The sequence below is a fragment of the Streptomyces sp. NBC_01334 genome, from assembly GCF_035983595.1.
Taxonomy (GTDB): domain Bacteria; phylum Actinomycetota; class Actinomycetes; order Streptomycetales; family Streptomycetaceae; genus Streptomyces; species Streptomyces coriariae.
Genome location: NZ_CP130718.1, coordinates 3,853,434 through 3,876,867, shown reverse-complemented (window position 1 = coordinate 3,876,867; position 23,434 = coordinate 3,853,434). Strand labels below are relative to the sequence as shown.

Here is a 23,434-nt window from a genome sequence, read left to right as displayed (position 1 = left end):
GGCCGGGTCTCACACCATCCGCGGTGTCGAGGCGTGCCGCTCCAGGAACGTGGACACGCCCCCCGCCCGCCGGTGCGGCAGCAGCACTCTGGCCGTACCCGCCAGCATCGTCTGGATCCGGGAGGACTGGACCTGGTCCAGCAGGTCCAGGACCCGCATCCCGGCCACCGCCGCCTCGTCGGGAAGCCCCCCGCGCGCGAGGTCGTCCGCCAGTTCGGCCGTGTACAGCGCGATGTTCCGGGAGAAGTGCGGGTCCTGGAGGTCAGCCGCCCGCTTCGCGTGCCGGGCCGCGCGCGGCCAGTCGCCCAGCGTCGACCAGCACTGCGCCTCGAGCCCCTCGAGCTCGGCCTCGCCGTAGAAGCTCATCCACTCGGGGTCGCTGTCGCAGGGACCCCGGTCGTACAGGGCCTGCGCGCGGACGAGGGCCTGTTCGCAGCCGGTGCGGTCGGCGAGCCCCGCCCAGCCGCCCGCCTCGCGCAGCGCCAGCAGCGACATCAGGCGGGGCGAGCCCAGGGGACGGGCGACGCGCTGGGCGGCCTGGGCGGCACGGACGGCCTCGCGGGGCCGGCCCGCGTCCCGCGCCAGGAACGCCGTGTTGCAGAAGGCGTGCGCCTCCAGTCCCTCGTCCCCGGTCACCCGGGCGGTCGCCAGCGCCTCCGCGTAGTGCGAGCGCGCGTCGTCGAACCGGCCCGAGTCGTGTGCCAGCCAGCCCACCGAGATGGCGAGCTCCCCGGCGCCCGAGTGGAGCCGGTCGGCGGTCGTCTGCCGGGTCGTCCCGGCGTCCAGCAGCGCGTAGGCGGCGCGTAGCGGGGCGGCCGCGCGCCGGTAGAGGCCGTCGGCCCCGTGCCGGTCGTCCAGCAGCCGGATTCTGCGGACCGCTTCTTCGAGGGCGCCGGCCTCGCTCGCTCCCGCGCGGCGCACGGGACGCGCCGTCGACGCGTCGTGGGCGAGCCCGAGGGGGCCCAGCGTGGCGGCGGCCATCGTGGCACCTCCGCCGGTCATGAATGCGCGACGCAGCACGTCGCTCTCCTCGTGGTCGTGGTACTTGTCGTACGGGTCCTGCGTGTCATACGGCTGGTGCGCCCCACCCGTCTCAGCCGTGTTCTGCTCGTCACTGGTAGTGCGCTCCGGTCTTGTGGTGTGCGCGCAGGGCGCGTCCTCAGGGGTGCGCGCCCCTCGTCCGCGCACGGACGCGCGGGGCGCGAACCCCAGATCGGTGAGCGTGCGGCCGGGAAACATGTGCAGGAACACCCGCTCGTACGCGTAGTTGGGGCAGCGGATCTCGCCCGCCTCGACGCGCCCGATGTAGCGCGCGTCACAGCTGACGCACTCGCCGATCTCACGCGCGGCCCGCCGCACGAGTGCGGCGAACTCGGCGGGTGAGCGATGTCCGCGCAGGTGGCGGAAGGCGAGGTTGGGCCGTGCCGGCCGGTCGGGCCGAGGTGGGGTCACCGTTGACGACGCCATGGCCGGGTCCTCTCGTGCGAACCGTCGAACCATGCCGGAATAGGGATGAGTTGTCCGTGTGGCACCCTTGTTCCCGGCGGGCAAGAACGTACCTGCTGTGGTCGGGCCGCCATGCGGTGTTTGGCTACAAACCGGATATCTCATCCGTGATCTGCCATGAACTGCCATCCTTTGCGGCGGACTTCCGCCGTAGCCCTTGACGCCGTGAGGCGTTGAACCTTGCGGACTACAGGCGGGCTGCGCGGTGGAGGCCGGGATGGAGACCAGCCAGAGCAACGTTCCTTCTATGACGTCGGTGGCGACGTGCGACCTGGTGACGGTGCCGACCCGTCAGGGGTTGGAGGCGGTCGACATCCTGCGAAGGGGGTCGACGGGAGACGGGGTGGGGCCCGTCCTGCACGACGACGGCGACGACACGCTCGGCTTCGTGGTGCCGGCCGGGACGGCGGCGGCATGGGACATGCCGGGCAGTACCTGTACGAACACCGACGGCAGGGGACTGCGAATCGCCCCCGAGTCGCCGGTCCAGGGCTCGGACTGGCTGGTGCCCCCCGGTGAGGCGGACCTCGCGACGGATCCGGCGGTGCTGCGGCGGGCGTTGGGTGAGGCGGCCCGGCTGATCGAGGCGGCGGACAGCTGCCGGTGAGGACGCCTCCGACGTGACAGGCGAGGCGCCCGGCCGTGCGTGGGCCCCGAAACGCGCGCGTGTGCCCGTGAGCTCCGTGACCGCTCCCCGGCTCCTGCCCACCCGCTCGTCCGGCCCGTGCTTGCCCACTCGTCCGGCCCGTTCCCGGCCGCCGTCCGGTCCCTGTCCGGCCGCCGTCCGGCCGCCGTCCGGTCCCTGTCCGGCCGCCGTCCGGCCGCTGTTCGGGCGGGCGCGCGGGGAGCGACCGCGGCCTGCGAAAATGCTGTCATGGCAAAGTCCAGGAACACCCGGCGCGAGCGGGACGCCGACGCCGTCGTCGAGCCCGTCGACGGCGGGCTCGCCCAGCTCGTACCCGACCGGGACCGGGCGCGGGCCTGGACGCTGCTCATCGACGGAGCCCCCCAGTCGCACGTCGACCTCGACGACCCCGCCCATCTCTCCTTCGAGTACCAGCGGCGCCTCGGTCATGTCATCGACCTCGTGGCACCGCCCGGCAAGCCCCTGCACGTGGTGCATCTCGGCGGCGGCGCGTTCACCCTCGCCCGGTACGTCGCCGCAACCCGCCCCCGCTCCACCCAGCAGGTCGTCGAACGGGACGCGGCCCTCGTCCGACTGGTCCGCCGGGAGCTGCCGCTGGACCCGGGGGCGCGCATCAGGGTGAGGTCGGTCGACGCACGCGAAGGTCTCGCCAAGGTGCCCGACGGGTGGGCGGATCTCGTCCTGGCCGACGTGTTCAGCGGCGCCCGGACCCCCGCGCACCTCACCTCGACCGAGTTCCTCGACGAGGTCCGCAGGGCGCTCAAGCCCGGCGGGGCCTACGCCGCCAACCTCGCCGACGGCCCGCCGCTCGCGCACCTGCGCGGCCAGATCGCCACCGCCGCCGCCCGGTTCGCGGAACTCGCGCTGGTCGCGGACCCGACCGTGCTGCGCGGCAAACGGTTCGGCAACGCCGTGCTCGTCGCCTCCGACCTGGCGCTGCCCACCGCCGAACTGACCCGCAGGGCCGCCTCCGACCCCCACCCCGGCCGGGTCGAGCACGGCAGGGCGCTCACCGACTTCACCGGCGGCGCGGTACCGGTCGTGGACGCGTCGGCGGTGGCCTCACCGGCCCCGCCGCCCTCGGTCTTCCGTTAGGCCCGGCGCCCGGCGCTCCGGGCGTCAGTACGTGCCCACCTCCACCCGGGGCGGCCCGTCGTGCCAGGTGCAGAACACCGACACCCGGTCCGCGCCGGAGCTGAACTCCACCCGGATCCACGACTCCGTCTTCCACACCTGCATCGACCAGCCCGCGCCCGGCGTCGCCGAGACCAGCGACGCGGAGGTCCTGCCCAGGTCGAAGACGACCAGCCCGCCGTCGGTGTCGTAGCTCTTGACCGTGCCCTGGGACGTGCCCCGGGGCGTTCCGGAGGCGCTGGGGGAGGGACCGGGGGTCGCTGCCGTCCGGGAGGGGGACGGGGACGCCGGGGTCCGGCTCGGGGCCGGGGACGGGCTCCGCGACACGGACGGGCCGCTCGTCGGCGAGGCCGGCGGCTTCGGCTCCTGCGTGATCGCGTCGCCCGCGGTGAGCGGCAGGGCGCGCGGCGGGTCGTAGGCCGTGCCCGCCATCACCGTGTGGACACCCCACCACGACAGCGTGACCGCCGCGCCGGTGGCGAGCGACCAGGCCAGTACGTGTACGAGTCCTCTGCGCATCGCGGGCCATCTTGCCCCACGCGCCTCACCCGTGTCGCACGGATGTCCTCGGCCGCGCACGGTCGCCTCACCGGTCGTCCACAGGTGCCGAGTTGTCCACAGGCCCGAATGCCCCTCGCCCGCATGGCGTAGGTTGCGGCGCATGGCAAGTGTGCTCGTGGTCGAGGACGACCAGTTCGTACGCTCGGCGCTCATCCGGCAGCTGACCGACGCCTCGCACCTCGTGCGCAGCGTCGGTACGGCACTGGAGGCGCTGCGCGAGGTCGCCCATTTCCGCTTCGACGTGGTCATCCTCGACCTCGGCCTGCCCGATCTGGACGGCTCCGAGGCCCTGAAGATGCTGCGCGGCATCACGGACGTGCCGGTCATCATCGCCACCGCGCGCGACGACGAGACGGAGATCGTCCGGCTGCTGAACGCGGGCGCGGACGACTACCTGACCAAGCCGTTCTCCGTCGAGCACCTGTCGGCGCGGATGGCGGCCGTGCTGCGGCGGGCCCGGTCCGGTCCAGCGGAGCCCTCGCCCTCCAGCGTCATCCGGGTCGGCGGTCTGACCGTCGACCCGCTGCGCCGCCAGGCCGAACTGGACGGCGTACGGCTCGACCTCACCCGCCGTGAGTTCGACCTGCTGGCCTTTCTCGCGGGCCGGCCGGGGGTCGTGGTCCCGCGCCGGGAACTGCTGGCCGAGGTGTGGCAGCAGTCCTACGGCGACGACCAGACCATCGACGTCCATCTGTCCTGGCTGCGCCGCAAGCTGGGCGAGACGGCGGCGCGGCCGCGCTATCTGCACACCCTGCGGGGTGTCGGCGTGAAGCTCGAGCCGCCCGTCTGCGACTCCGGGGGGACGGGACCGATCCGATGAGATGGGCACTGGTCAAGGTCTGTCTGGCGGTCACCACGATGGTCGTGGTCGCCTTCGCCGTCCCGCTCGGTCTCGTCATCAAGGAGATGGCCCGCGACCGCGCGTTCTCCAACGCCGAGCGGGAGGCCGCGGTCGTGGTCCCGGCCTTGTCCATCACGACCGACCGCGACCAGTTGGAGCGGGTCGTCGCCTCGGCGGGCTCCGACGACGGCATGGCGGTGCACCTGCCGGCGAGCGACGGCCGGGCCGCCGTCGACCTCGGCCGGCAGCGCGCCGCGGACGCGGACATCGCGGCCGTACGGAAGCTGGGCCGCGCCTCCACCACCGAGGTTGCGGGGGGTTCCGCTCTGCTCCAGCCGGTCGCGTTGAGCCTGGGGACCGTGGTGATCGAGGTGTACGTCCCCGAGTCCGAGGTGAGCAACGGCGTCGGCACGGCCTGGGCGGTGCTGGCGGCGGTCGGGGCCGCGCTGGTCGTCGGCTCGGTCGCCGTCGCCGACCGGCTGGGCGTACGGATGGTGCAGCCGGCCAGGCGGCTGGTCGAGGGGGCGCACGAGCTGGGGGAGGGCAAGCTCGGGGCGAGAGTGCCCGAGGAGGGGCCGAACGAACTGCGGCTCGCTGCGGTGGCGTTCAACTCGATGGCGGACCAGGTGGTCCAACTGCTGGCCAACGAGCGGGAGCTGGCGGCGGATCTGTCGCACCGGCTGCGGACCCCGCTGACCGTGCTGCGGCTCAACGCGGCCTCCCTGGGCGAGTCTCCGGCCGCCGAGCAGACGAGGACCGCCGTCGCCCAGCTGGAGCGCGAGGTGGACACGATCATCCGGACGGCGCGGGAGGCCAAGCCGCAGACGGCGGCCGCCGGTCCGGGCGCGGGCTGCGACGCGGCGGAGGTGGTCCGGGAGCGGATGGCGTTCTGGTCGGCACTCGCGGAGGACGAGGGCCGCAAGGTGCGCACGGCCGGTGTGGACCGCCCGGTCCGCATACCCGTGGCCCGGACCGACCTCGCCGCCGCCCTGGACGCCCTGCTCGGCAACGTGTTCCGGCACACCCCGGAGGGCACGGCCTTGGCGGTCGACGTCCACAACGGCGAGGACGCGGTGATCGTCCTCGTCTCGGACGCGGGCCCGGGCATCGCCGACCCCGAGGCGGCGATGGCGCGCGGCCGGGGCTCGGGCGCCGCGGGTTCGACCGGCCTCGGCCTGGACATCGTGCGCCGGCTCGCCGAGTCGACGGGCGGTGACGTCCGCATCGGCTCCTCGGTGCTGGGCGGCACCGAGGTGCGGCTCTGGATCCAGCTGGACGGGCGGGAGCCGGTGCGCAGAGGCCACCGGGGAGCTGTCCGCAGACGGCGGCGGGCGCTCGTCGGCCGCTCCTGAAGGGCGAATTGGTCTCGACCTTTAACCGCCCCCGATGTGTTCCTTAAGCGCTCCCTAAGAACCTCAACAGCCGTCCCTGTCAGGCGTTTTGCCCGGTTCGGGCTCGCTAGCGTGCTGCCGCACCCCCTCGGGATCCCCGTGAGCAGTGAAAGCAGGCACGTGATGAGCACGCATCGGCGCAGGATCAGTGGCAGGAACAAGTTGATCGGCGGCGCGGTCGCCGCGGCCGTGGTGGGCGGCGGGGCCGTGCTGCTCGGCGGCACCGCGCAGGCGGCCGGCGTCGGGGCGGCCTACACCAGGACCAGCGACTGGTCGACCGGGTACACCGCGCAGTACGTCGTGACGAACAACAGCGGTCAGGCGAAGGCGGCCTGGAAGCTCGAGTTCGATCTGCCGGCCGGGGCGAAGCTGAGCTCCCTGTGGAACGGCGAGTCCGCCGTCAGCGGGCAGCACGTCACCGTCTCGCCGCCGAAGTGGGACACCGACGGGCTCGCCGTCGGGGAGTCCGTCGCCGTCGGCTTCGTCGTCAACGGCAGCGCGGATCCCGTGGGTTGTCTCGTCGACGGCGCCAAGTGCTCCGCCGACGGCGGCGCCACGCCCGAGCCGAGCGGCCGACCGACCGCGACCGTGAGTCCCACGGCGGTCCCGAGCCCGACCGCCACCTCCTCGCCCTCCTCTCCGGCGACCTCCTCGCCCGCCCCGAGCACCAGCGCGAGCACCGGTACCGGCACCACCGCCTCCGCCGGGTTCGCTCCCTACGTCGACACCTCCCTGTACCCCGCCTTCGACCTCCTGGCGAGCGAGAGCGCGACCGGGGTGAAGGACTACAACCTGGCGTTCGTCACCGACGGCGGCGGCTGCACGCCCAAGTGGGGTGGCGTGACCGACCTCGCGAGCGACGGCGTGGCCGCCCAGATCGGGGCGCTGCGGGCCAAGGGCGGTGACGTCCGGGTCTCCTTCGGCGGCGCCTCCGGCTCCGAGCTGGCGACGACCTGCTCCTCGGCGGACGCGCTGGCGGCGGCGTACGGAAAGGCGGTGGACGCCTACCGGCTCACCAAGGTGGACTTCGACATCGAGGGCGGCGCGCTGCCCGATACGGCGGCCAACGCCCGTCGCGCCCAGGCGATCGCGAAGCTCCAGCAGCAGCACCCGGACCTGAACGTGTCGTTCACCCTCCCCGTCATGCCCGAGGGACTGACGCAGGACGGGGTGAACCTGCTGGCCGGCGCCAAGTCCGCCGGCGTCGGGATCGCCACCGTCAACATCATGGCGATGGATTACGGGCCGGCGTACAGCGGCGACATGGGGACCTACGCCGAGCAGGCCGCCACCGCCACCCAGGCGCAGGTCAAGAGCGTCCTCGGGCTCAGTGACAGCGCGGCCTGGAAGACGGTCGGGGTAACCCCGATGATCGGTGTGAACGACGTCACGTCCGAGATCTTCAAGGTCGACGACGCCACCCAGCTCGTCGCCTTCGCCAAGGCCAAGGGACTCGGCCCGCTGTCGATGTGGTCGGCCACCCGGGACAAGCAGTGCGCGGGCGGGGCCAAGAACTACGCGGACGCCACGTGCAGTTCGATCGTCCAGACCGACTCCGCGTTCTCGAAGGCGTTCGCCGCCTACAAATGATCAATGTCCACACGTGATCGGCACCTACGGGTGATCAATCAAATGATCAAGAGGGAGAGCGGGAATTGATCACGTAAGTGATCAAGGTGTGTCGATTACGTTTCGACAAATGAAGCCAGCGGCTCTTGACGCATGACCGGACATACGGCTGTTATTGCGCCACCCCGTGTTCGGTCAAGTTGATTTCTGGTCGATTGCGACCGGCTTTCAGCCACACTCTGTGGCCGAACCTCGCGTCAGGAGCCGCTCATGCACCACCTCTCCCCCTCCGGCCGCCCCGCTCTCCCCTCCCCGAGCCGTCGTACCCTTCTGCGCGGTATGGGCGGCGCGGCCGTGCTCGGCGCCGGCATACCCCTGCTCTCCGCCTGCGGCGGCAGCGGCACCGCGGCCGACCCGAAGACCGTCACCCTCGGCTCCAACGCCTCCGACGCCGTCCCGAAGAAGGCCTTCGCGGAGATCTACTCGGCCTTCGAGAAGCAGTCCGGGATCACGGTCGACGTGAACACCAAGGACCACAACACGTTCCAGGAGCAGATCAACTCCTACCTCCAGGGCACCCCGGACGACGTGTTCAACTGGTTCGCCGGCTACCGCATGCAGTTCTTCGCGGCCAAGAAGCTCGCCACCCCGATCGACGAGGTCTGGGACAAGATCGGCGGCAACTTCCCCGACGCCATGAAGGCGCTCAGCAAGGGTGCGGACGGCAAGTACTACTTCGTGCCGCTGTACACGTACCCCTGGGCGCTCTTCTACCGCAAGAGCGTCTTCCAGCAGCACGGCTACACCGTCCCCACCACCTGGGACCAGCTCGTCGCCCTGTGCAAGCAGATGAAGAAGGACGGGCTCGTCCCCATAGCCTTCGGCGACAAGGACGCCTGGCCCGCGCTCGGCACCTTCGACCAGATCAACTTCCGCACCAACGGCTACGACTTCCACGTCGAGCTGATGGCGGGCAAGGCCTCCTGGACCGACGCGAAGGTCCGCAAGACCTTCGACCACTGGGCCGAGATCCTCCCCTACCACCAGGACGGCGCCGTCGGCCGCACCTGGCAGGACGCAGCCCAGACCCTCGTCTCCAAGAAGGCCGGCATGTATCTGCTGGGCACCTTCGTGGCGCAGCAGTTCACGAACCAGGCCGACGCCGACGACCTCGACTTCTTCGCCTTCCCGGAGATCGACCCGGCCTACGGCCAGGACACCGTCGAGGCGCCCACCGACGGCTTCATGCTCTCCAAGGCCCCGAAGAGCAAGGCGTCCGCCGTCAAGCTCCTGGAGTACCTCGGCACCCCGGAGGCCGAGGCGATCTACCTCAAGGCGGACCCGAGCGTCGTCGCCGCCTCCTCCAAGGCCGACACCTCCTCGTACACGGCCCTGCAGAAGAAGGCGTACGCGATGATCAGCGGCGCCAAGCACCTGACGCAGTTCATGGACCGTGACAGCCGGCCCGACTTCACCTCAACGGTGATGCAGCCCGCGCTCCAGAAGTTCGTCCGCGACCCCAAGGGGATCGACAGCCTGCTGACCTCGATCGAGCGTCAGAAGAAGACGATCTTCGCGTCCGGCTGAGACGCTCGAGCCGAGGCGGATGAGCACCGACACATGAGCTCCGAGACGACCACGAAGATCCCGGAGGCGGCCGCCGAGCCGCCTCCGGGCACCGCGACCCCGAAGAAGCGCGCTCCGCAGGGCCACCGGCGCCTGCTGACCCGCCGCGACCGGCTCACGCTCGGCCTGATGGCCGGCGTGCCGACGATCCTGCACGTGGCCCTCGTCTGGGTCACCGCCCTAGCCTCCGTCGCCCTCGCCTTCACCACCTGGGACGGCATCGGCTTCGACTCGATCAAGTGGGTGGGGCTGGACAACTTCAGGGAGCTGTTCAGCAACAACCCGCAGTTCTGGCCCGCCGTCCAGCACAACGTCGTCTGGTTCGTCGTGCTCATCCTGATCCCGACCCCGTTCGGGCTCTTCCTGGCGGTCCAGCTCGACAAGAGGATCCGGTTCAGCCGGGTCTACCAGACGGCCTTCTTCCTGCCGGTCGTGGTCTCCATGGCCGTCATCGGCTTCGTCTGGCAGCTCGTCTACAACCCGGACACGGGCCTGATCAACAGCCTGATCGGCGCCAACGAGCCGGGCCACTACATCGACTGGATCGGCGACCCGGACCTCAACCTCTGGGCCATCCTCATCGCCGCCTCCTGGCGGCACGCCGGCTACATGATGATCCTCTACCTGGCCGGCCTGAAGAGCGTCGACCCGGCCCTGCGCGAGGCGTCCGCACTGGACGGCGCGAACGAGTGGCAGACGTTCAAGAACGTCGTCTTCCCGACCCTGCGGCCCACGAACACCGTCGTACTCGTGGTGACGATCATCGAGGCCCTGCGCGCCTTCGACCTGGTCTTCGTCTTCAACAAGGGCGCTCAGGGGACCGAACTGCTGTCGATCCTGGTCACCAACAACATCATCGGCGAGTCCAGCCGCATCGGATACGGATCGGCGATCGCCGTCGTCCTGCTGGTGATCTCCCTCGCCGTGATCGTCCCGTACCTGATCGCGACCTTCCGGAAGGAGCGGCGAGCATGAGCGCGACCCTCGCGTCCAGGCAGCGCACCCCCGTCCGCCCCGCTCGGATCCTGCTGCACACGTTCCTCGTCGTGACGTCCCTGGCCTGGCTGGCGCCCCTGCTGTGGGCCCTGTTCGCGGCCCTGCGCCCCTACGCGGAGACCAGCGAGAAGGGCTATGTCTCCTGGCCCGACAAACTGAGCCTCGACAACTTCACCGACGCGTTCCAGCAGTCGGACATGCTGCACTACTTCGGGAACACGCTGCTGATCGCGGTCCCGGCCGTGCTCGTGACCCTCTTCCTGTCGTCGTGCGTGGCGTTCTACGTCAGCCGCTTCGACTTCCGGGTCAACCTGTTCCTGCTCCTGGTGTTCACGGCCGGCAACCTGCTTCCGCAGCAGGTGATCATCACCCCGCTGTACCGCCTGTACCTCCTGGTCGACCTGCCGGGCATCACGGTCAGCGGCAAGCTCTACGACTCCGCGCTCGGCCTGGTCCTGATCCACGTGGCGTTCCAGTCCGGCTTCTGCGCCTTCGTGCTGAGCAACTACATGCGCTCGCTGCCGCACGAGCTGACCGAGGCCGCGCTGGTCGACGGCGCGTCCGTGTGGCGGCTGTACTGGCAGATCGTGCTGCCGCTGTGCAAGCCCGCTATGGCCGCCCTGGCGACCCTGCTCTCCATCTGGATCTACAACGACTTCTTCTGGGCGATCGTGCTGATCTCCACCGGCGAGAACATGCCGATCACCTCGGCCCTGAACAACCTCTCCGGCCAGTACTTCACCGACCCCAACCTGGTCGCCGCCGGTGCCCTGCTGACCGCGATCCCCACGCTGATCGTGTACTTCGTGCTCCAGCGCCAGTTCGTCAGCGGCCTGACCCTGGGCGCCAACAAGGGCTGACGCCCGCCCCTCCGTCTGGGCACGCCCCTCCCGGCGCGCCCCCTCCCCGGCGCGCCCCACCCCGCGCCCCTCCCGTGAAAGAGAACCCCGTGCACCACCCCTTCACCCCGGTGGCCGCCGTCCCCGTGGACCCGCGTCGTGCCCGCGTCCACGAGGAGGGCTGGCAGTCCTGGAGCCCGAGCGGCGCCTACGCCCTGCGCGACACCCCGTACCGCCCGACGAACGACAACTGGGCGACGGTCTGCTACCGCCCCGGGGCCACCGTCCCCGCAGGAGCCTTCCAGGGGGAGGGGCTGCTGGCCCTCGACCCGGGCGACGGCTCACCGGTACGGCTGTGGGCGGCGCCGGACCCGGTGCGGGAGGTGCCGTCCATCCGCCTCACCCGGGCCGGATCCGTGGCGGAGATCAGCGCCGACGGCCCGGTGAAGGAGTACACGGGTACCGACATCCAGGCGCTCCTGTCCGACTGGGCCGCCGGGCTCGGCCTCCCGGCCCCGCGCCCCGCGCCGACCGTCTGGTGCTCCTGGTACGAGTACTTCACCAACGTCACCGAGGACGACATCCACGAGAACCTCCGCGCGATGGACACCCTCGACCTGCCCGTCGACGTCGTCCAGATCGACGACGGCTACCAGCGCGCCCTGGGCGACTGGCTCGTCCTCTCGGGCCGCTTCCGCTCCCGTTCCGGCATCGCCGACGCCATCCGCGCCCGGGGCCGCCGCGCGGGCATCTGGACGGCACCCTTCCTGGTCGATCCGAGCAGCGAGCTGGCCGCCCGGCACCCCGACTGGCTGGTCCGCTCCGCCGACGGCGGCTTCGCGCACGCCGGCCACAACTGGGGCCACGACCTGCGGGTCCTCGACACCACCCACCCCGAGGCTGCGGCGTACCTGACGGACGTCTTCCGGACGCTGCGCGCCGAGGGCTACGACTACTTCAAGGTCGACTTCCTGTACGCGGGCGCGCTGGACGGCGTACGGCACGACGACACCGTGGACGCGCTGACGGCGTACCGCTCGGGCGTCGAGCTGATCCGTGCGGCGATCGGCCCGGACGCGTACCTCCTGGGCTGCGGCGCGCCGATCCTGCCCTCCCTCGGCCTCTTCGACGCGATGCGGGTCAGCCCCGACACGGCCCCGCACCGCCGTCCCGAGGCCGACGACTACAGCCAGCCCGGCCAGGACCCGGCCGAGTTCACCGGCGTCGGCCGCCAGTGGCAGCACGGCCGGCTCTGGACCAACGACCCCGACTGCCTGATGGCCCGCCCGGCGGTGGAGACCCGGGAGCGGTGGGCCGCGCATGTGGAGGCGACCGGCGGCCTGATGGCGTCCAGCGACCGGCTGCTGTCGCTCGACATCTGGGGCGTGGACACCACCCGCCGTCTGCTGTCGGGAGGCGACCGCTGATGCGTCACATGCGGTGACGCCCACCACCGGGTGACACCGACAACCCGCTGCGGCCCGGCTCCCGCCGAACGGGGCCGCGATCGCGCGGGAGCCACGGGAGCCACGGGAGCCACGGGAGCCACGGGAGCCGCGGGAGCCACGCGGGCACCGGTGAGCTGGGGCCCGGCCGGCCGGAGGGGTGGGACCCGGGGCCAGGGTCCAGGCAACCGGGGGAGAGCCCGTCCAACGGGAGGTCCGTCCGATCCGGGGCACTGCCCACCGACAGGGGAGCAGGAGCCGGTCAGTCGGGCGGGGCGGGGGCTGTCGGCCGCGGCTCCTGCGAACCGTCGTTCTCCCAGGTCAGCCTGACGTTCAGATGGCCTTCGGCGCTCGTCTTCGCGATGATGGCGCCGGCCTCCGCGGTCAGCTTCACACCGAACTCGACCTCGATCGTGCCCGGCCGGACCTCCATCGCGCGGAACTGGCCGAGCACGTCCGACGCGGCCTGGCGGACATTGCCGAGCGCGGAGCTCAGCGAGGTGCCGGCCGACTCGACGAGGCCGGCCGTCCGGGAGACCGGGCTGATGGCCGGGCCGTCCGGCGGCACCTCCACGATCACCTCGCCGCCGCTGTCCAGCGTCCACCGCACCAGCTCGGTCATGCAGTCTCCTCGTTCGTCGTTGGGTGGCGCTTTCAGGGGCAGAGGGCGCCCTGGTAGGCGCCGGGAGGCACCAGGTCCCGGGTCGCCTTGTCGTGGTTCGGTTCGCCGAGCAGGGCGCAGAGTCCCGACAGGGTGAGTTTCCGCTCGGCGGACGGTGGATCGGCCTTGGCGGCGGCCAGCCGGCGCAGGGGCGCGGGCTCGCCCGGACGGTCGAGCACGATGCCGAGCGTGCTGCCGTCCACCAGGGCGAGCGGGGCGCCGGTGCCGCTGCCCAACGGCCATATCCAGCCCCCCGAGTAGTTGAACCGTCCCGTCTCCTTGCCGTTCGACAGCGACCGGACGGACACCCGCTGGGCCAGGGTGGGCCCAATGATCGGTTCCACCTGAATGCCGGTGGCGGAGGGGGTGGTCCCGGTCAGCGATCCGTACTCCTGGGCCAGTGTCGAGACCCAGGCCGTGGTGCCCGTCGCGTCCAGCGCGAGCGTGCCGAAGTCGCCGCTCTCGACGAGCCGGGGGATGCGCGAGACGACCTTGCCGGTGGCCGTGGACCAGGTGACGAGGCCGCGGGTGCCGGTCCCGGGTTCCCGTACGAGGGCGGCGACCGTGCGCCCGTCCAGGCTCATCGTCGAGGCGCTGAGGGTGGTCGGGTCGGCGACCAACTGGTGCCGGGTCACGGTGTCCCGGCCGAGGCCCACCCACGACAGCGACAGGTCGGCCCGTGCCTTGACGTCGTCGGCCAGCACCTCCGACACCGTCGCGGTACCGCCTCCGGGCCCCAGCCACAGCTCGGTGACCATGCTCGGCCATGGCAGCTTCGTCTTCCGCAGCAGCCGGCCGGTGTGCAGGTCGAACAGGTACAGGGTGTTGTGCAGTCCGCTCTGGAGGGTCGGCAGCAGAGTGTCCGAGACGACCATGCCCAGCACCCGGTCCGTCGGGTCGACGCTCATGGTCACGTTGCCGATCACGGGTATCTGCGGGACCTCCCGGGCGGAGGCGACCTTGTGCTCCACCGTGTCGTAGACGACCAGACAGTACGTGAGGCTGAGCAGGTCCTCGGGGGCGCAGGTGGCGTATCCGTCCGGGTCGATCTTCGGCAGGCCGTTCTCGTCGACCGGGTCGTCGACATCCAGTTCGCCGGCGGCGAGCCCGACCAGCTGCCGGAACACCACATACCGTCCGCTGCGGCTGATCACGGGTGATCCGGCGTAGTCGTTCGGGCCGAACAGCGAGGACAGCGACTCCTCCGCCACCCCCTCGCCGGAAAGGCGCCACACCGCGACGCGGCTCGACGCGTCCGTGGTGACCAGGGTTCCGCCGTCGGCGCTCGCCATCTGCGTCAGGTCCTCGTTCTCCACCCGGGCGCTGTTCTCCAGAGCCTCGGCGGCCGAGTCCGACGTCGGGGTCGGGTCGCCTGTCGGGCCGGTCGGGGGCGCGGCGGAACGGCTCGGACCGGTCGAGTTCAGGTCCTGGGCGACGTCGTGGTGCGGCAGCAGCTTGTCGGCCACGTCGTAGGCGCCCGGCTTCGCCGCGTCGAGCCCGACCGAGGAGTCGGTCCGGTAGGCGCGCATCGCCAGTTGCACCGCCCCGTAGGAATCGGCCTGTTTCAGCTGCCGCGCCTTCACGGCCAGATCCCGCGCGAGGGATTCGGCCACCTGCCCGCTGCGGTGCTGGTAGACGGCCGTGGCGATGAGGAGGGCCACCGCCAGCACCCCGGCGATGCCCGAGCCCAGCCAACGCCGGCGCCTCCGGCTCGCCCCGATGAAGGTGTGCTCCCGCGTGCTGAGATGCTCACCGTGGCTGGCCTCCCACCGCCGGGCGTCCCGCAGATCGGCGCCGGACAGCAGACGGCTGGGCGACTTCCGGCTCGACCAGATGTCGATCCGCTGCCGCAGACCGTCCTGCCAGACCCGGAAGTCGCGAAACCTCTCGGTCAGCTCACGCAGCCGGTCCCACTGCGTCAGCAGCGAGTCGTGCGCCAACTCGACTCCGGGCACCGGCTCCTGGCCCGCCGGACCGGCGTTGACCTCGTGCAGCACCAGCAGTCTCGTGGTGGCGAGACGCTGCGCGACGGCCCACTGCGCGTCGTCGCACTCGTCGCGCAGGGCCGTGCTGCGCACGGTCAGTTCATCGCGGTGCAGGGGGCGGGCCAGTTGCACCAGCAGCCGCTCGGCGGTGGTCCGGGTCCCGGGATCCAGTCCCGACCAGACCCGGTCCGCGTAGCCCGCCAGCGCCCGGGAGACCCCGCCCACCTGCTCGTAGGCCTCGTGGGTCAGCAGGCCCGCCGAACGTCGCTCCCACAACTCGGCGAGCGTGAACTCCAGCAACGGCAACGGGTTCGGGGTCCGCTTCAGATCCTCCAGGATCCGTTCGACGAGCCCGTCGGCGAACTCGACCGTGCCCAGCCGCCGCAGCGGCCCGGTCATCACCTGCCGCAGCTCCGCCCTGGTCATCTCGCCCACGGTGACCGGCAGCCAGCGCCGCGCGAGCTCGGCCGCGGGCCGGTCGCTCAGGACGGCGCCGAGGAAGGTGTCCCTGAGATTGACCAGCACGGACAGCCGGGACCCGTCGGTGAGGCAGGCGCCCAGCGCCCCGGCGAACGCGGCCCGGTCGTCCACGGGCCGGCCGAAGACCTCCTCCAACTGATCGACGCAGATCAGCATGCGCTCGCCCCCGCGGCGCTCCAGGACCGCGGCCACCACATCGGCCATGGCGCCCCGGGCCAGCCTCGCGGCGAGCCCCTCCACGGACGCCAGCCGGGCCGAGGCCTCCCGGTCCGGCTCCAGCAGCGTGTCCAGCGCGAAGGCCAGGGCGTTCAGCGGCGTACCGGCGTCGGAGGGGCGCAGCGTCACCACCACCAGTCGCTCCTGCCGGGCGCGCAGCCGGGGGACCACACCGGCGTGCCACAGGGAGGACTTGCCGGCACCGGAGCCGCCGATGACGCAGATCACCGGTACGCCGTCATCGATCCGGTCGGCGATCTGCGCGGCCGACTCGTCGCGCCCGTAGAACAGTTCGGCGTCTTGTTCGGTGAACGAGCGCAGCGCCCGGAACGGCGACCGCTGCTCGATCACTCCCGTCAGCTCCGGCCAGGCGGCCAGCAGCGTGTCCACCGGCATCATGTAGCCGATCTTCGACCCGGCCCCGGAGACCTTGTAGCCCACCATGCCCACGACGGCGTCGGCGTCCGGGCTCCAAACGGGCGTCCCGGAGAAGCCGGGCGCGAGCACCGCATGCCGGGCGGGATCGCTCTCGATCTCCACCCAGCCCGTCGCGACCGGGCCCCCTTCGCGGCCGTACACCCAGGTGCCGAGCTCCAGGCCGCGCGGGAAACCCACCATCACCAGCAGGCCGTTCAGACCGCCGCGCCGTCGGCGCAGCACGAGCGGACGGGCGCCGTCCGGTGCCGGGTCGAGCAGCCGCAGACCGGCGACGTCCGTGCCCCGGCCCGGTACGGGCGAGTGCCACGCGACGACCTCGGCGGCACGGTGCAGACCCGGCGCCAGTAACGGGAAGTCGACGGTGACCGACGAGCCGACCGGCGGCGCCTGTTCGGGGGCCGCCGCGGACGCGTCCGCGGGCGGGAGCCCCAGTGCGTCGGTCACCACATGCGCGGCGGTCAGGACATGCGCAGGACCCGCCAGGAAACCGGCCCCCACGAGAAAGTCCCCGCGCCAGACCCGGACCAGCGCCGCCTCCAACGGGACACGCTCGCCCGAGCTCATGTCGCTCCTCCCCGTACGCCCCTGCCGACGCGCCGACACCTCCGGCGACAGGAGGTCGTGGGCGCAACGAGCGTGCCACAGATCCCGCCGACCCGGACGGAAACCGGACAAGAGCGATCATCGGCGAAGGGCGCGGCAGGCCCCCCAGCCTGCCGCGCCCTCTCCCCGCTCCCCGGGTCAGTTGGTCTCGGTCGGCGCCAGGGTGCCCGTACGGGCCGCCTGGCTGTACCACAGCGCGCTCGACTTCGGCGTACGGGTCAGCGTCGCGTAGTCGACGTACACCGCGCCGAACCGCTTCTCGTAGCCGTACGCCCACTCGAAGTTGTCCAGGAGGGACCAGAGGTAGTAGCCCCGCACGTCCGCGCCGTCCGCGATCGCCCGCCGGACCGCCGCGAGGTGGCCGTGCAGGTAGGAGATGCGCTCCGGGTCGTGGACGCGGCCGTCCGAGTCGGGCTTGTCGTCGTAGGCCGCGCCGTTCTCCGTGATGTAGAGGGGCAGTCCCGGCGCCTCCGCCGTGTAGCGCATGATCAGCTCGTGCAGGCCGGTCGGGTCGATGGACCAGCCCATCTCCGTGCGGTCACCGGGCGTCAGGTGGAAGGCCACGTCGTCCGCGCCCGGCCACGGCGAGTGGTCGCTCGCACCGTGACCGTCCGAGCGGGGACCGCGCACCGACGCGTCCGCTCCCGAGACCAGCGTGGGCGTGTAGTAGTTCAGGCCCAGCGCGTCCAACGGCTGGTGGATGGCGCGCAGATCGCCCTCCTGGACGTACGACCAGTCCGTCAGCGACGAGGTCGCCGCCAGCAGCGTCTCCGGATAGGCACCCCGCAGGATCGGGCCGTGGAAGACGCCGTTGGCCAGGTCGTCGATCTTCTGCACCGCGGCCAGGTCCGCCGGGTCACCCGGGGAGAGCGGGCGCACCACCGAGGAGTTGAGACTGATCGCCACCGAGTTGCGGGCCGGCATGGCCACGCGCAGCGCCGAAGTGCCCAGCCCGTGCGCCAGGTTCAGGTGGTGCGCCGCCTTCAGCGACGCCACCGGCTCGGTACGGCCCGGCGCGTGCACTCCGGACGCGTAGCCCAGGAACGCGCTGCACCACGGCTCGTTCAGCGTGATCCAGTTCTCCACGCGGTCGCCGAGCGCCTCGCCGACGATCTGCGCGTACTCCGCGAACCGGAACGCCGTGTCCCGCTCCGGCCAGCCGCCCGCGTCCTCCAGCTCCTGGGGGAGGTCCCAGTGGTAGAGGGTGACGGCCGGCTTGATGCCCGCCGCCAGCAGCTCGTCCACCAGACGGCGGTAGAAGTCCAGGCCCACCTGCACCGCGGGGCCGCGCCCGGTCGGCTGGACCCGGGACCAGGAGATGGAGAAGCGGTACGTGGACAGGCCCAGCTCCGCCATCAGCGCCACGTCGTCGCGGTAGCGGTGGTAGTGGTCGACAGCGATGTCACCGGTTTCGCCACCGGCCGTCTTGCCCGGCGTATGGCTGAAGGTGTCCCAGATCGAGGGGGTACGGCCGCCCTCGCGCACCGCCCCCTCGATCTGGTACGCGGAGGTCGCGGCACCCCAGAGGAAGGCGGGCGGAAAGGTCACCGGAGTAATGGGCTCAGGCATGGAAGCGCTCCCATGGGTGGTCGTCGAGACCGACGAGGTCGGGGGGGAAGTGGTGCGGAGGGGGCCGGGGCGGCGGTGACCCGGCCCCCGTGAAGTCACGGACGGGAGGGCGTCGTGAGGCGTCGTACGCAGTCGCGACGCGTCCTCAGCCCTTCACGGCGCCCTGCATGATGCCGCCCACGATCTGCTTGCCGAAGATCGCGAAGACCAGCAGCAGCGGCAGCGTGCCCAGCAGCGCGCCCGCCATGATCAGGGACTGGTCCGGGGTGTACCCGCGGCCGAGGCCCGCGACCGCGACCTGCACGGTCGGGTTGCCGGTCTGGCTCAGCACCAGGAACGGCCACAGGAAGTCGTTCCACGTCTGCACGAACATCAGCATGCCGAGCACCGCCATCGCCGGGCGCGCCGCGGGGAACACCACGTGCCACACCACGCGCCAGCTGCTCGCGCCGTCCACCCGGGCCGCCTCGATGATCTCGTCGGGCAGCGCCTGGATGAGGTACTGCCGCATGAAGAACACACCGAACGCGCTCACCAGCGACGGCAGGATCACCGCCTGGAGCTGGTCCGTCCACTCCAGCTTGGCGACCATCATGTACAGCGGGATGATGCTCAGCTGCGGCGGCACCATCATCGTGCCGATCACGATCAGCATCAGCGCGCCCCGGCCCCGGAACCGGAGCTTGGCGAAGGCGAACCCGGCGATCGTCGACAGGAAGACGATCGTCGCCGCCGAAGTCCCCGCCACGATCGTCGTGTTGACGAACGCCTTGCCCAGGTTCGCGTCGTTCCAGGCCACGTCCAGGTTGTGGAAGAGGTTGGAGCCGAACACGAACGGCGGCGGGTTCTGCGCCAGTCGGTTGTTGTCGCGGGACGCCGCGATCGCCGTCCACACCAGGGGGAACAGCGAAACGATGGTGAACACGCCCAGGATGATGTAGGCGATCGGGCCGCCGTGCATCTGCCCGCCGGCCCGCGCGGACTTCGGCCGGCGCACCTTCCGGGCCGTCGGCACGGCGTCCTCGGTTTCCACGGACTTCGCGGTCGTTGTCGTCGTCGTCACGGCCGGTACTCCTAACTACTGGCGCGCAGCCGGCGCGAGATGACGTAGTTGACGATGCCGATCACGATCAGGATCAGGAACATCGTCCAGGCGATCGCCGAGGCCCGGCCCAGGTGCTGGTTCACCCAGCCCTGCTCGTACAGGTACAGACCCAGCGTCTGGAACTGGTGCTCCGCGCCGCCCGACGCGCCCTTGTTGGCGTCGAACAGCAGAGGTTCGCCGAAGACCTGACTGGCGCCGATCGTCGAGACGACGACCGTGAACAGGATCGTCGGGCGCAGCGACGGCAGCGTCACGTGCAGGAACTGCTTCCAGCGGCTGGCGCCGTCCAGCGCCGCCGACTCGTACAGGTCCTGCGGGATCGCCTGCATCGCGGCCAGGTAGATCAGCGCGTTGTAGCCGGTCCACCGCCAGATGACGATCGACGAGACGGCGATCTGCGACGGCCACTTGTCGTTCTGCCAGTCGATCGCGTCGATCCCGACGAAGTGCAGCGCCCAGTTGATCATGCCGTAGTCGCGCCCGAAGAGCAGCACGAAGACCAGCGAGGCGGCCGCGATCGAGGTCGCGTACGGCGCGAGCATCGCGACCCGGTAGAAGGTCGAGGCGCGCAGCTTGTAGTTGAGGATGTGGGCGAGGCCCATCGCCATCAGCAGCTGCGGAACGGTCGAGATGATCCCGATCGTCAGGGTGTTCTTCGCCGCGTTCCAGAAGAAGTCGTCGTCGAAGATGCGCGTGTAGTTGCGCATCCCCACCCACTCCATGTCGGTGGGCGCGGTCAGCTCCACCTGGTGCAGCGACGCCCAGCCGGTGTAGACCAGCGGGAACAGGCCGAACGCGAGGAACAGCAGGAAGAACGGTGAGACGAAGGCGTACGGGCTCCAGCGCTTGTCCCGCTGCCAGCGGCGGGAGAGCCGGGCCCGATGCCGCTGCTCCGCCTCCGTGGGAACGGCGGCCGGGCGGCCCGGGGCCGCGCCCCCCTCCTTGGTGGGGGGCGCGGCGGTGTCGTGGCGGGTGGCCATTCGGGTCACTTGTCCAGGTTGTTGTCGATGGTCTTGGTGGCCGTCTCCCAGGCCTCCGCCGCCGACTTGCCCTTCGTCACGAGGATGACGCCGTTGTCGGTCAGGCCCTGCTGGATGATCTGGTCCTTCGGGCCGATCACCTGCACCGGAGCGGTCTTGGCGGCCTCGGAGAAGACCGTACCGATCGGCGAGTCACCGGTCATGTCGTTCTTCGCGCCGGTCACCTCGGGCATCGTGTACGCGCTCGGCGCGCTCGGGAAGGAGCCCTGCACCTTGAACAGCTTCGCCTGCTGCTCGGGCGCGGTCAGCCAGGTGATGAACGCCTCGGCCTCCTTCACGTGCTTGCCGCTCTTCGGGACGCCCAGGAAGGACCCGCCCCAGTTGCCGGACTTGGGCGCGACGGCCACGTCCCACTTGCCGGCGTCCTCGGCCTTCGCCTTGCCCTTGATGGTGCCGAGCATCCACGGCGGGCAGGCGATGGTGGCGAACTTGCTGTTCGCGATCGTGGTGTCCCACGACTGCTGGAACTGCGTCTGGGCCTGGACCAGGCCCTCCTCGGCGGCCTTCGCGGTCAGGTCGAAGGCGGCCTTCACGGCCGGGTTCGTCTTGTAGATGATCTCGCCGGAGGAGTCGTAGAACTTCTCCTTCTCACTGCTGAGAATGGCGTTGATCAGGCCGCCGGGGGAGTCCATGAAGAAGGTGCCCGCCTTGGCCTTCCTCTTGTACTGCTCGCCGGTGGCGACGAACTTGTTCCAGTCACCGGCCCACAGCTTGCCGACCGCCTCGCGGTCGGTGGGCAGACCGGCCGCCTGGAAGAGGTCCTTGCGGTAGCAGAGGGCCATCGGGCCGACGTCGGTGCCGAGCGCGATCGTCTGGCCGTCCTTGGTGGTGCCCTGCGACCACTTCCAGTCCAGCCACTTGCTCTTGTCGACGCCCGAGACCTTCGACATGTCCTCGAACTTGGCCGCCTGGGTGGCGACGACCTCGGCTATGTTGCCCACTTCGATGGCCTGGATGTCCATCAGGCCGCTGTTGGTGGTGAGGTGGTTGACGAGCGCCGGGTAGTAGTTCTCGTTCCGCTCCGTGACGTTCTCGGCGATCTTGATGTCGGGGTGGAGCTTCTCGTACTCGGCGTAGAGACCGGCCTCCTTGAAGCCCATCGTGCCGAACAGACCCAGCGTGATCGTCGTCTTGCCCTTGCCGCTGCCCGACGACGAGCCGTCGGAAGCGTCGTCGTTGCCGTCGTCGGCACAGCCGGCCAGCAGCCCGGCGCCCAGCGACGCTACGGCCGCGAGGACCACCACCCGGCGGGTGGTTCGGGTACGTGCTCGCATTGCGTCCTCCTGTTGCCCTGACGTGCCGACCCCCCGGCCAACTGCATTGTTGGGCCCGTTAGTTACTCGCTGCGGCTCGGGCGGGGAACGTGCGGGATGTGTATGTGTCAGGTACCGTGGGAGCGCTCCCACAGGTGATGTGTTGAAGAGTCGTCGGTTCGGGCGGGGGTGTCAAGGGTGGGAGCGCGGAGAGATGCGTTCAGTTATCTGCCTGTTAGCTAACTCGCGCGGACAGCGCTTTCCGGCCGTGAGCGGCAACGGACGAGCCGTCCGGCGGCGGCGAGTTGGGTGCGCCCGGCGTCCTGGGCCGAGGCCCGTCCGGCGTACGGGGCGGGGCCCGCGTGGGGCCGAAGCGGGTCCCCGGGGGCGGTGGCCGTCGGCGAAGATGGGCTGAACGGACGGGGCTGTTAGATTCCAGGCCAGCGTGTACGACGGCGGGAAGGCGGGGCCCATGGCAAGCCACGGAGCGCGGAGCCGGAGCGGAGGGCGGCCGACTCTCGAAGAGGTGGCCGCGCGCGCCGGTGTCGGCCGCGGCACGGTCTCCCGGGTGATCAACGGCTCGCCGAGAGTCAGCGACGCGACCCGCGCGGCCGTCGAGGCGGCCGTCGCCGAGCTCGGCTACGTCCCCAACACCGCGGCCCGTGCCCTGGCCGCCAACCGCACGGACGCGATCGCGCTGGTGGTCCCCGAGCCGGAGACCCGCTTCTTCGCCGAGCCGTACTTCTCGGACATGCTGCGCGGTGTGGGGGCGGAGCTCTCCGACACCGAGATGCAGCTGCTGCTGATCTTCGCGGGTAGCGATCGCGAACGACGCCGGCTCGCCCAGTACCTGGCGGCGCACCGCGTCGACGGGGTTCTCCTGGTCTCGGTCCACGCCGACGACCCGCTGCCCGATCTGCTGGCCCAGCTGGAGATCCCGGCCGTGATCAGCGGCCCGCGCTCCGCCGCGGAGACCCTCCCGTCCGTGGACTCCGACAACTACGGCGGCGCCCGCTCGGCGGTGGACCACCTGCTCTCCCGGGGCCGCACCCACATCGCCCACATCACGGGCCGCCTGGACGTCTACGGCGCCCAACGGCGTGTCGACGGCTACCGGGACGCCCTGCGCGACGCGGGGTACCCGCCGGACGAGGGCCTGATCGCCCCGGGCGACTTCACCGAGGAGGGCGGACACCGTGCGATGGGGGAGCTCCTCGCCCGCAACCCCTCCCTCGACGCGGTCTTCGCGGGCTCCGACGTCATGGCGGCCGGCGCCCGCCGGGCACTGCGCGAGGCGGGCCGCCGGCTCCCGGAGGACGTGGCGATGGTCGGCTACGACGACTCGGCGATCGCCCGGCACATGGACCCGCCGCTGACGAGCGTCCGCCAGCCCATCGAGGAGATGGGCCGCAGGATGCTGGACCTGCTCCTCACGGAGATCGCGGACCGCCGTCCCGCGGTGTCGCGGGGCCTGGAGCGACGCCAGGTCGTGCTGGCGACGGAGCTGGTGGGGCGCTCCTCCTCCTGAGC

General features: G+C 71.2%; 18 protein-coding genes. 10 read left to right on the top strand and 8 right to left on the bottom strand.

Annotation, left to right across the window (positions count from 1 at the left end; all coding sequences use genetic code 11):
* Positions 1-9 precede the first annotated feature (9 nt).
* Positions 10-1,467 carry an NsdA family TPR-like regulatory protein gene (locus OG736_RS17265; RefSeq protein WP_327183245.1) on the bottom strand — a complete coding sequence of 486 codons (1,458 nt, stop codon included), beginning with the start codon at positions 1,465-1,467 and terminating at the stop codon, positions 10-12.
* Between the two features lie 256 nt (positions 1,468-1,723).
* On the opposite strand from OG736_RS17265, the gene OG736_RS17260 reads away from it, so the two are divergent.
* Positions 1,724-2,113, top strand: coding sequence for a hypothetical protein (locus OG736_RS17260; protein WP_327183244.1), 390 nt, complete (start codon positions 1,724-1,726; stop codon positions 2,111-2,113).
* A 267-nt stretch (positions 2,114-2,380) separates the two neighbouring features.
* Entirely contained in the window at positions 2,381-3,247 is an 867-nt protein-coding gene (locus tag OG736_RS17255; RefSeq protein ID WP_142264476.1) for a spermidine synthase, read from the top strand.
* Positions 3,248-3,271: 24 nt separating this feature from the next.
* Here the strand turns inward: OG736_RS17255 and OG736_RS17250 are convergent, their stop codons facing one another.
* Positions 3,272-3,805 carry a hypothetical protein gene (locus OG736_RS17250; protein ID WP_327183243.1) on the bottom strand — a complete coding sequence of 178 codons (534 nt, stop codon included), beginning with the start codon at positions 3,803-3,805 and terminating at the stop codon, positions 3,272-3,274.
* A 142-nt stretch (positions 3,806-3,947) separates the two neighbouring features.
* On the opposite strand from OG736_RS17250, the gene OG736_RS17245 reads away from it, so the two are divergent.
* The 7 genes from OG736_RS17245 to OG736_RS17215 all read left to right on the top strand — a co-directional run bounded on the left by OG736_RS17245 (position 3,948) and on the right by OG736_RS17215 (position 12,536).
* A complete protein-coding gene (locus OG736_RS17245) occupies positions 3,948-4,667 on the top strand; it encodes a response regulator transcription factor (protein WP_327183242.1) in 720 nt (239 codons plus the stop codon).
* Positions 4,664-6,040, top strand: a complete 1,377-nt coding sequence (locus OG736_RS17240) for a sensor histidine kinase (protein ID WP_327183241.1) — start codon at positions 4,664-4,666, stop codon at positions 6,038-6,040. The genes OG736_RS17245 and OG736_RS17240 overlap by 4 nt, the downstream gene beginning before the upstream one ends.
* A 162-nt stretch (positions 6,041-6,202) precedes the next feature.
* Entirely contained in the window at positions 6,203-7,669 is a 1,467-nt protein-coding gene (locus tag OG736_RS17235; RefSeq protein ID WP_327183240.1) for a glycoside hydrolase family 18 protein, read from the top strand.
* A 249-nt stretch (positions 7,670-7,918) separates the two neighbouring features.
* Complete coding sequence (locus OG736_RS17230) at positions 7,919-9,235, top strand: ABC transporter substrate-binding protein (RefSeq protein WP_327183239.1); 1,317 nt, start codon at positions 7,919-7,921, stop codon at positions 9,233-9,235.
* Between the two features lie 33 nt (positions 9,236-9,268).
* Positions 9,269-10,249: a carbohydrate ABC transporter permease gene (locus OG736_RS17225; RefSeq protein ID WP_327183238.1), complete on the top strand. Its 981-nt coding sequence runs from the start codon at positions 9,269-9,271 to the stop codon at positions 10,247-10,249.
* Positions 10,246-11,130: a carbohydrate ABC transporter permease gene (locus tag OG736_RS17220; protein WP_327183237.1), complete on the top strand. Its 885-nt coding sequence runs from the start codon at positions 10,246-10,248 to the stop codon at positions 11,128-11,130. Before OG736_RS17225 ends, OG736_RS17220 begins: the two co-directional genes overlap by 4 nt.
* A gap of 89 nt (positions 11,131-11,219) precedes the next feature.
* Positions 11,220-12,536 carry a glycoside hydrolase family 36 protein gene (locus OG736_RS17215; protein ID WP_327183236.1) on the top strand — a complete coding sequence of 439 codons (1,317 nt, stop codon included), beginning with the start codon at positions 11,220-11,222 and terminating at the stop codon, positions 12,534-12,536.
* A gap of 280 nt (positions 12,537-12,816) precedes the next feature.
* Here OG736_RS17215 and OG736_RS17210 read toward each other — a convergent pair whose 3' ends face one another.
* The 6 genes from OG736_RS17210 to OG736_RS17185 form a co-directional block, all read right to left on the bottom strand.
* A complete protein-coding gene (locus OG736_RS17210) occupies positions 12,817-13,176 on the bottom strand; it encodes a CU044_2847 family protein (RefSeq protein ID WP_327183235.1) in 360 nt (119 codons plus the stop codon).
* A 32-nt stretch (positions 13,177-13,208) separates the two neighbouring features.
* Positions 13,209-16,898 (bottom strand): nSTAND1 domain-containing NTPase, encoded by a 3,690-nt coding sequence (locus OG736_RS17205; protein ID WP_327183234.1) that lies wholly within the window; start codon positions 16,896-16,898, stop codon positions 13,209-13,211.
* 177 nt (positions 16,899-17,075) lie between these two features.
* On the bottom strand, positions 17,076-18,506 hold the full coding sequence (locus OG736_RS17200; RefSeq protein WP_327183233.1) for a GH1 family beta-glucosidase: 1,431 nt from the start codon (positions 18,504-18,506) through the stop codon (positions 17,076-17,078).
* A gap of 145 nt (positions 18,507-18,651) precedes the next feature.
* Positions 18,652-19,539: a carbohydrate ABC transporter permease gene (locus OG736_RS17195; protein ID WP_028807166.1), complete on the bottom strand. Its 888-nt coding sequence runs from the start codon at positions 19,537-19,539 to the stop codon at positions 18,652-18,654.
* 41 nt (positions 19,540-19,580) lie between these two features.
* Positions 19,581-20,591, bottom strand: a complete 1,011-nt coding sequence (locus OG736_RS17190; RefSeq protein WP_142267850.1) for a carbohydrate ABC transporter permease — start codon at positions 20,589-20,591, stop codon at positions 19,581-19,583.
* Positions 20,592-20,596: 5 nt separating this feature from the next.
* Entirely contained in the window at positions 20,597-21,925 is a 1,329-nt protein-coding gene (locus tag OG736_RS17185) for an ABC transporter substrate-binding protein (RefSeq protein ID WP_327183232.1), read from the bottom strand.
* Positions 21,926-22,376: 451 nt separating this feature from the next.
* On the opposite strand from OG736_RS17185, the gene OG736_RS17180 reads away from it, so the two are divergent.
* A complete protein-coding gene (locus OG736_RS17180; RefSeq protein WP_062648188.1) occupies positions 22,377-23,432 on the top strand; it encodes a LacI family DNA-binding transcriptional regulator in 1,056 nt (351 codons plus the stop codon).
* The last annotated feature ends 2 nt before the right edge of the window (positions 23,433-23,434 follow it).

Bases quoted from the DNA above. Each gene is read 5' to 3' on its own strand.
- OG736_RS17200 (WP_327183233.1), bottom strand. From the start codon at position 18,506: ATGCCTGAGCCCATTACTCCGGTGACCTTTCCGCCCGCCTTCCTCTGG.
- OG736_RS17210 (WP_327183235.1), bottom strand. From the start codon at position 13,176: ATGACCGAGCTGGTGCGGTGGACGCTGGACAGCGGCGGCGAGGTGATC.
- OG736_RS17220 (WP_327183237.1), top strand. From the start codon at position 10,246: ATGAGCGCGACCCTCGCGTCCAGGCAGCGCACCCCCGTCCGCCCCGCT.
- OG736_RS17190 (WP_142267850.1), bottom strand. From the start codon at position 20,591: ATGGCCACCCGCCACGACACCGCCGCGCCCCCCACCAAGGAGGGGGGC.
- OG736_RS17240 (WP_327183241.1), top strand. From the start codon at position 4,664: ATGAGATGGGCACTGGTCAAGGTCTGTCTGGCGGTCACCACGATGGTC.
- OG736_RS17260 (WP_327183244.1), top strand. From the start codon at position 1,724: ATGGAGACCAGCCAGAGCAACGTTCCTTCTATGACGTCGGTGGCGACG.
- OG736_RS17265 (WP_327183245.1), bottom strand. From the start codon at position 1,467: ATGGCGTCGTCAACGGTGACCCCACCTCGGCCCGACCGGCCGGCACGG.
- OG736_RS17180 (WP_062648188.1), top strand. From the start codon at position 22,377: ATGGCAAGCCACGGAGCGCGGAGCCGGAGCGGAGGGCGGCCGACTCTC.
- OG736_RS17235 (WP_327183240.1), top strand. From the start codon at position 6,203: ATGAGCACGCATCGGCGCAGGATCAGTGGCAGGAACAAGTTGATCGGC.
- OG736_RS17250 (WP_327183243.1), bottom strand. From the start codon at position 3,805: ATGCGCAGAGGACTCGTACACGTACTGGCCTGGTCGCTCGCCACCGGC.
- OG736_RS17255 (WP_142264476.1), top strand. From the start codon at position 2,381: ATGGCAAAGTCCAGGAACACCCGGCGCGAGCGGGACGCCGACGCCGTC.
- OG736_RS17225 (WP_327183238.1), top strand. From the start codon at position 9,269: ATGAGCTCCGAGACGACCACGAAGATCCCGGAGGCGGCCGCCGAGCCG.
- OG736_RS17185 (WP_327183232.1), bottom strand. From the start codon at position 21,925: ATGCGAGCACGTACCCGAACCACCCGCCGGGTGGTGGTCCTCGCGGCC.
- OG736_RS17230 (WP_327183239.1), top strand. From the start codon at position 7,919: ATGCACCACCTCTCCCCCTCCGGCCGCCCCGCTCTCCCCTCCCCGAGC.
- OG736_RS17245 (WP_327183242.1), top strand. From the start codon at position 3,948: ATGGCAAGTGTGCTCGTGGTCGAGGACGACCAGTTCGTACGCTCGGCG.
- OG736_RS17205 (WP_327183234.1), bottom strand. From the start codon at position 16,898: ATGAGCTCGGGCGAGCGTGTCCCGTTGGAGGCGGCGCTGGTCCGGGTC.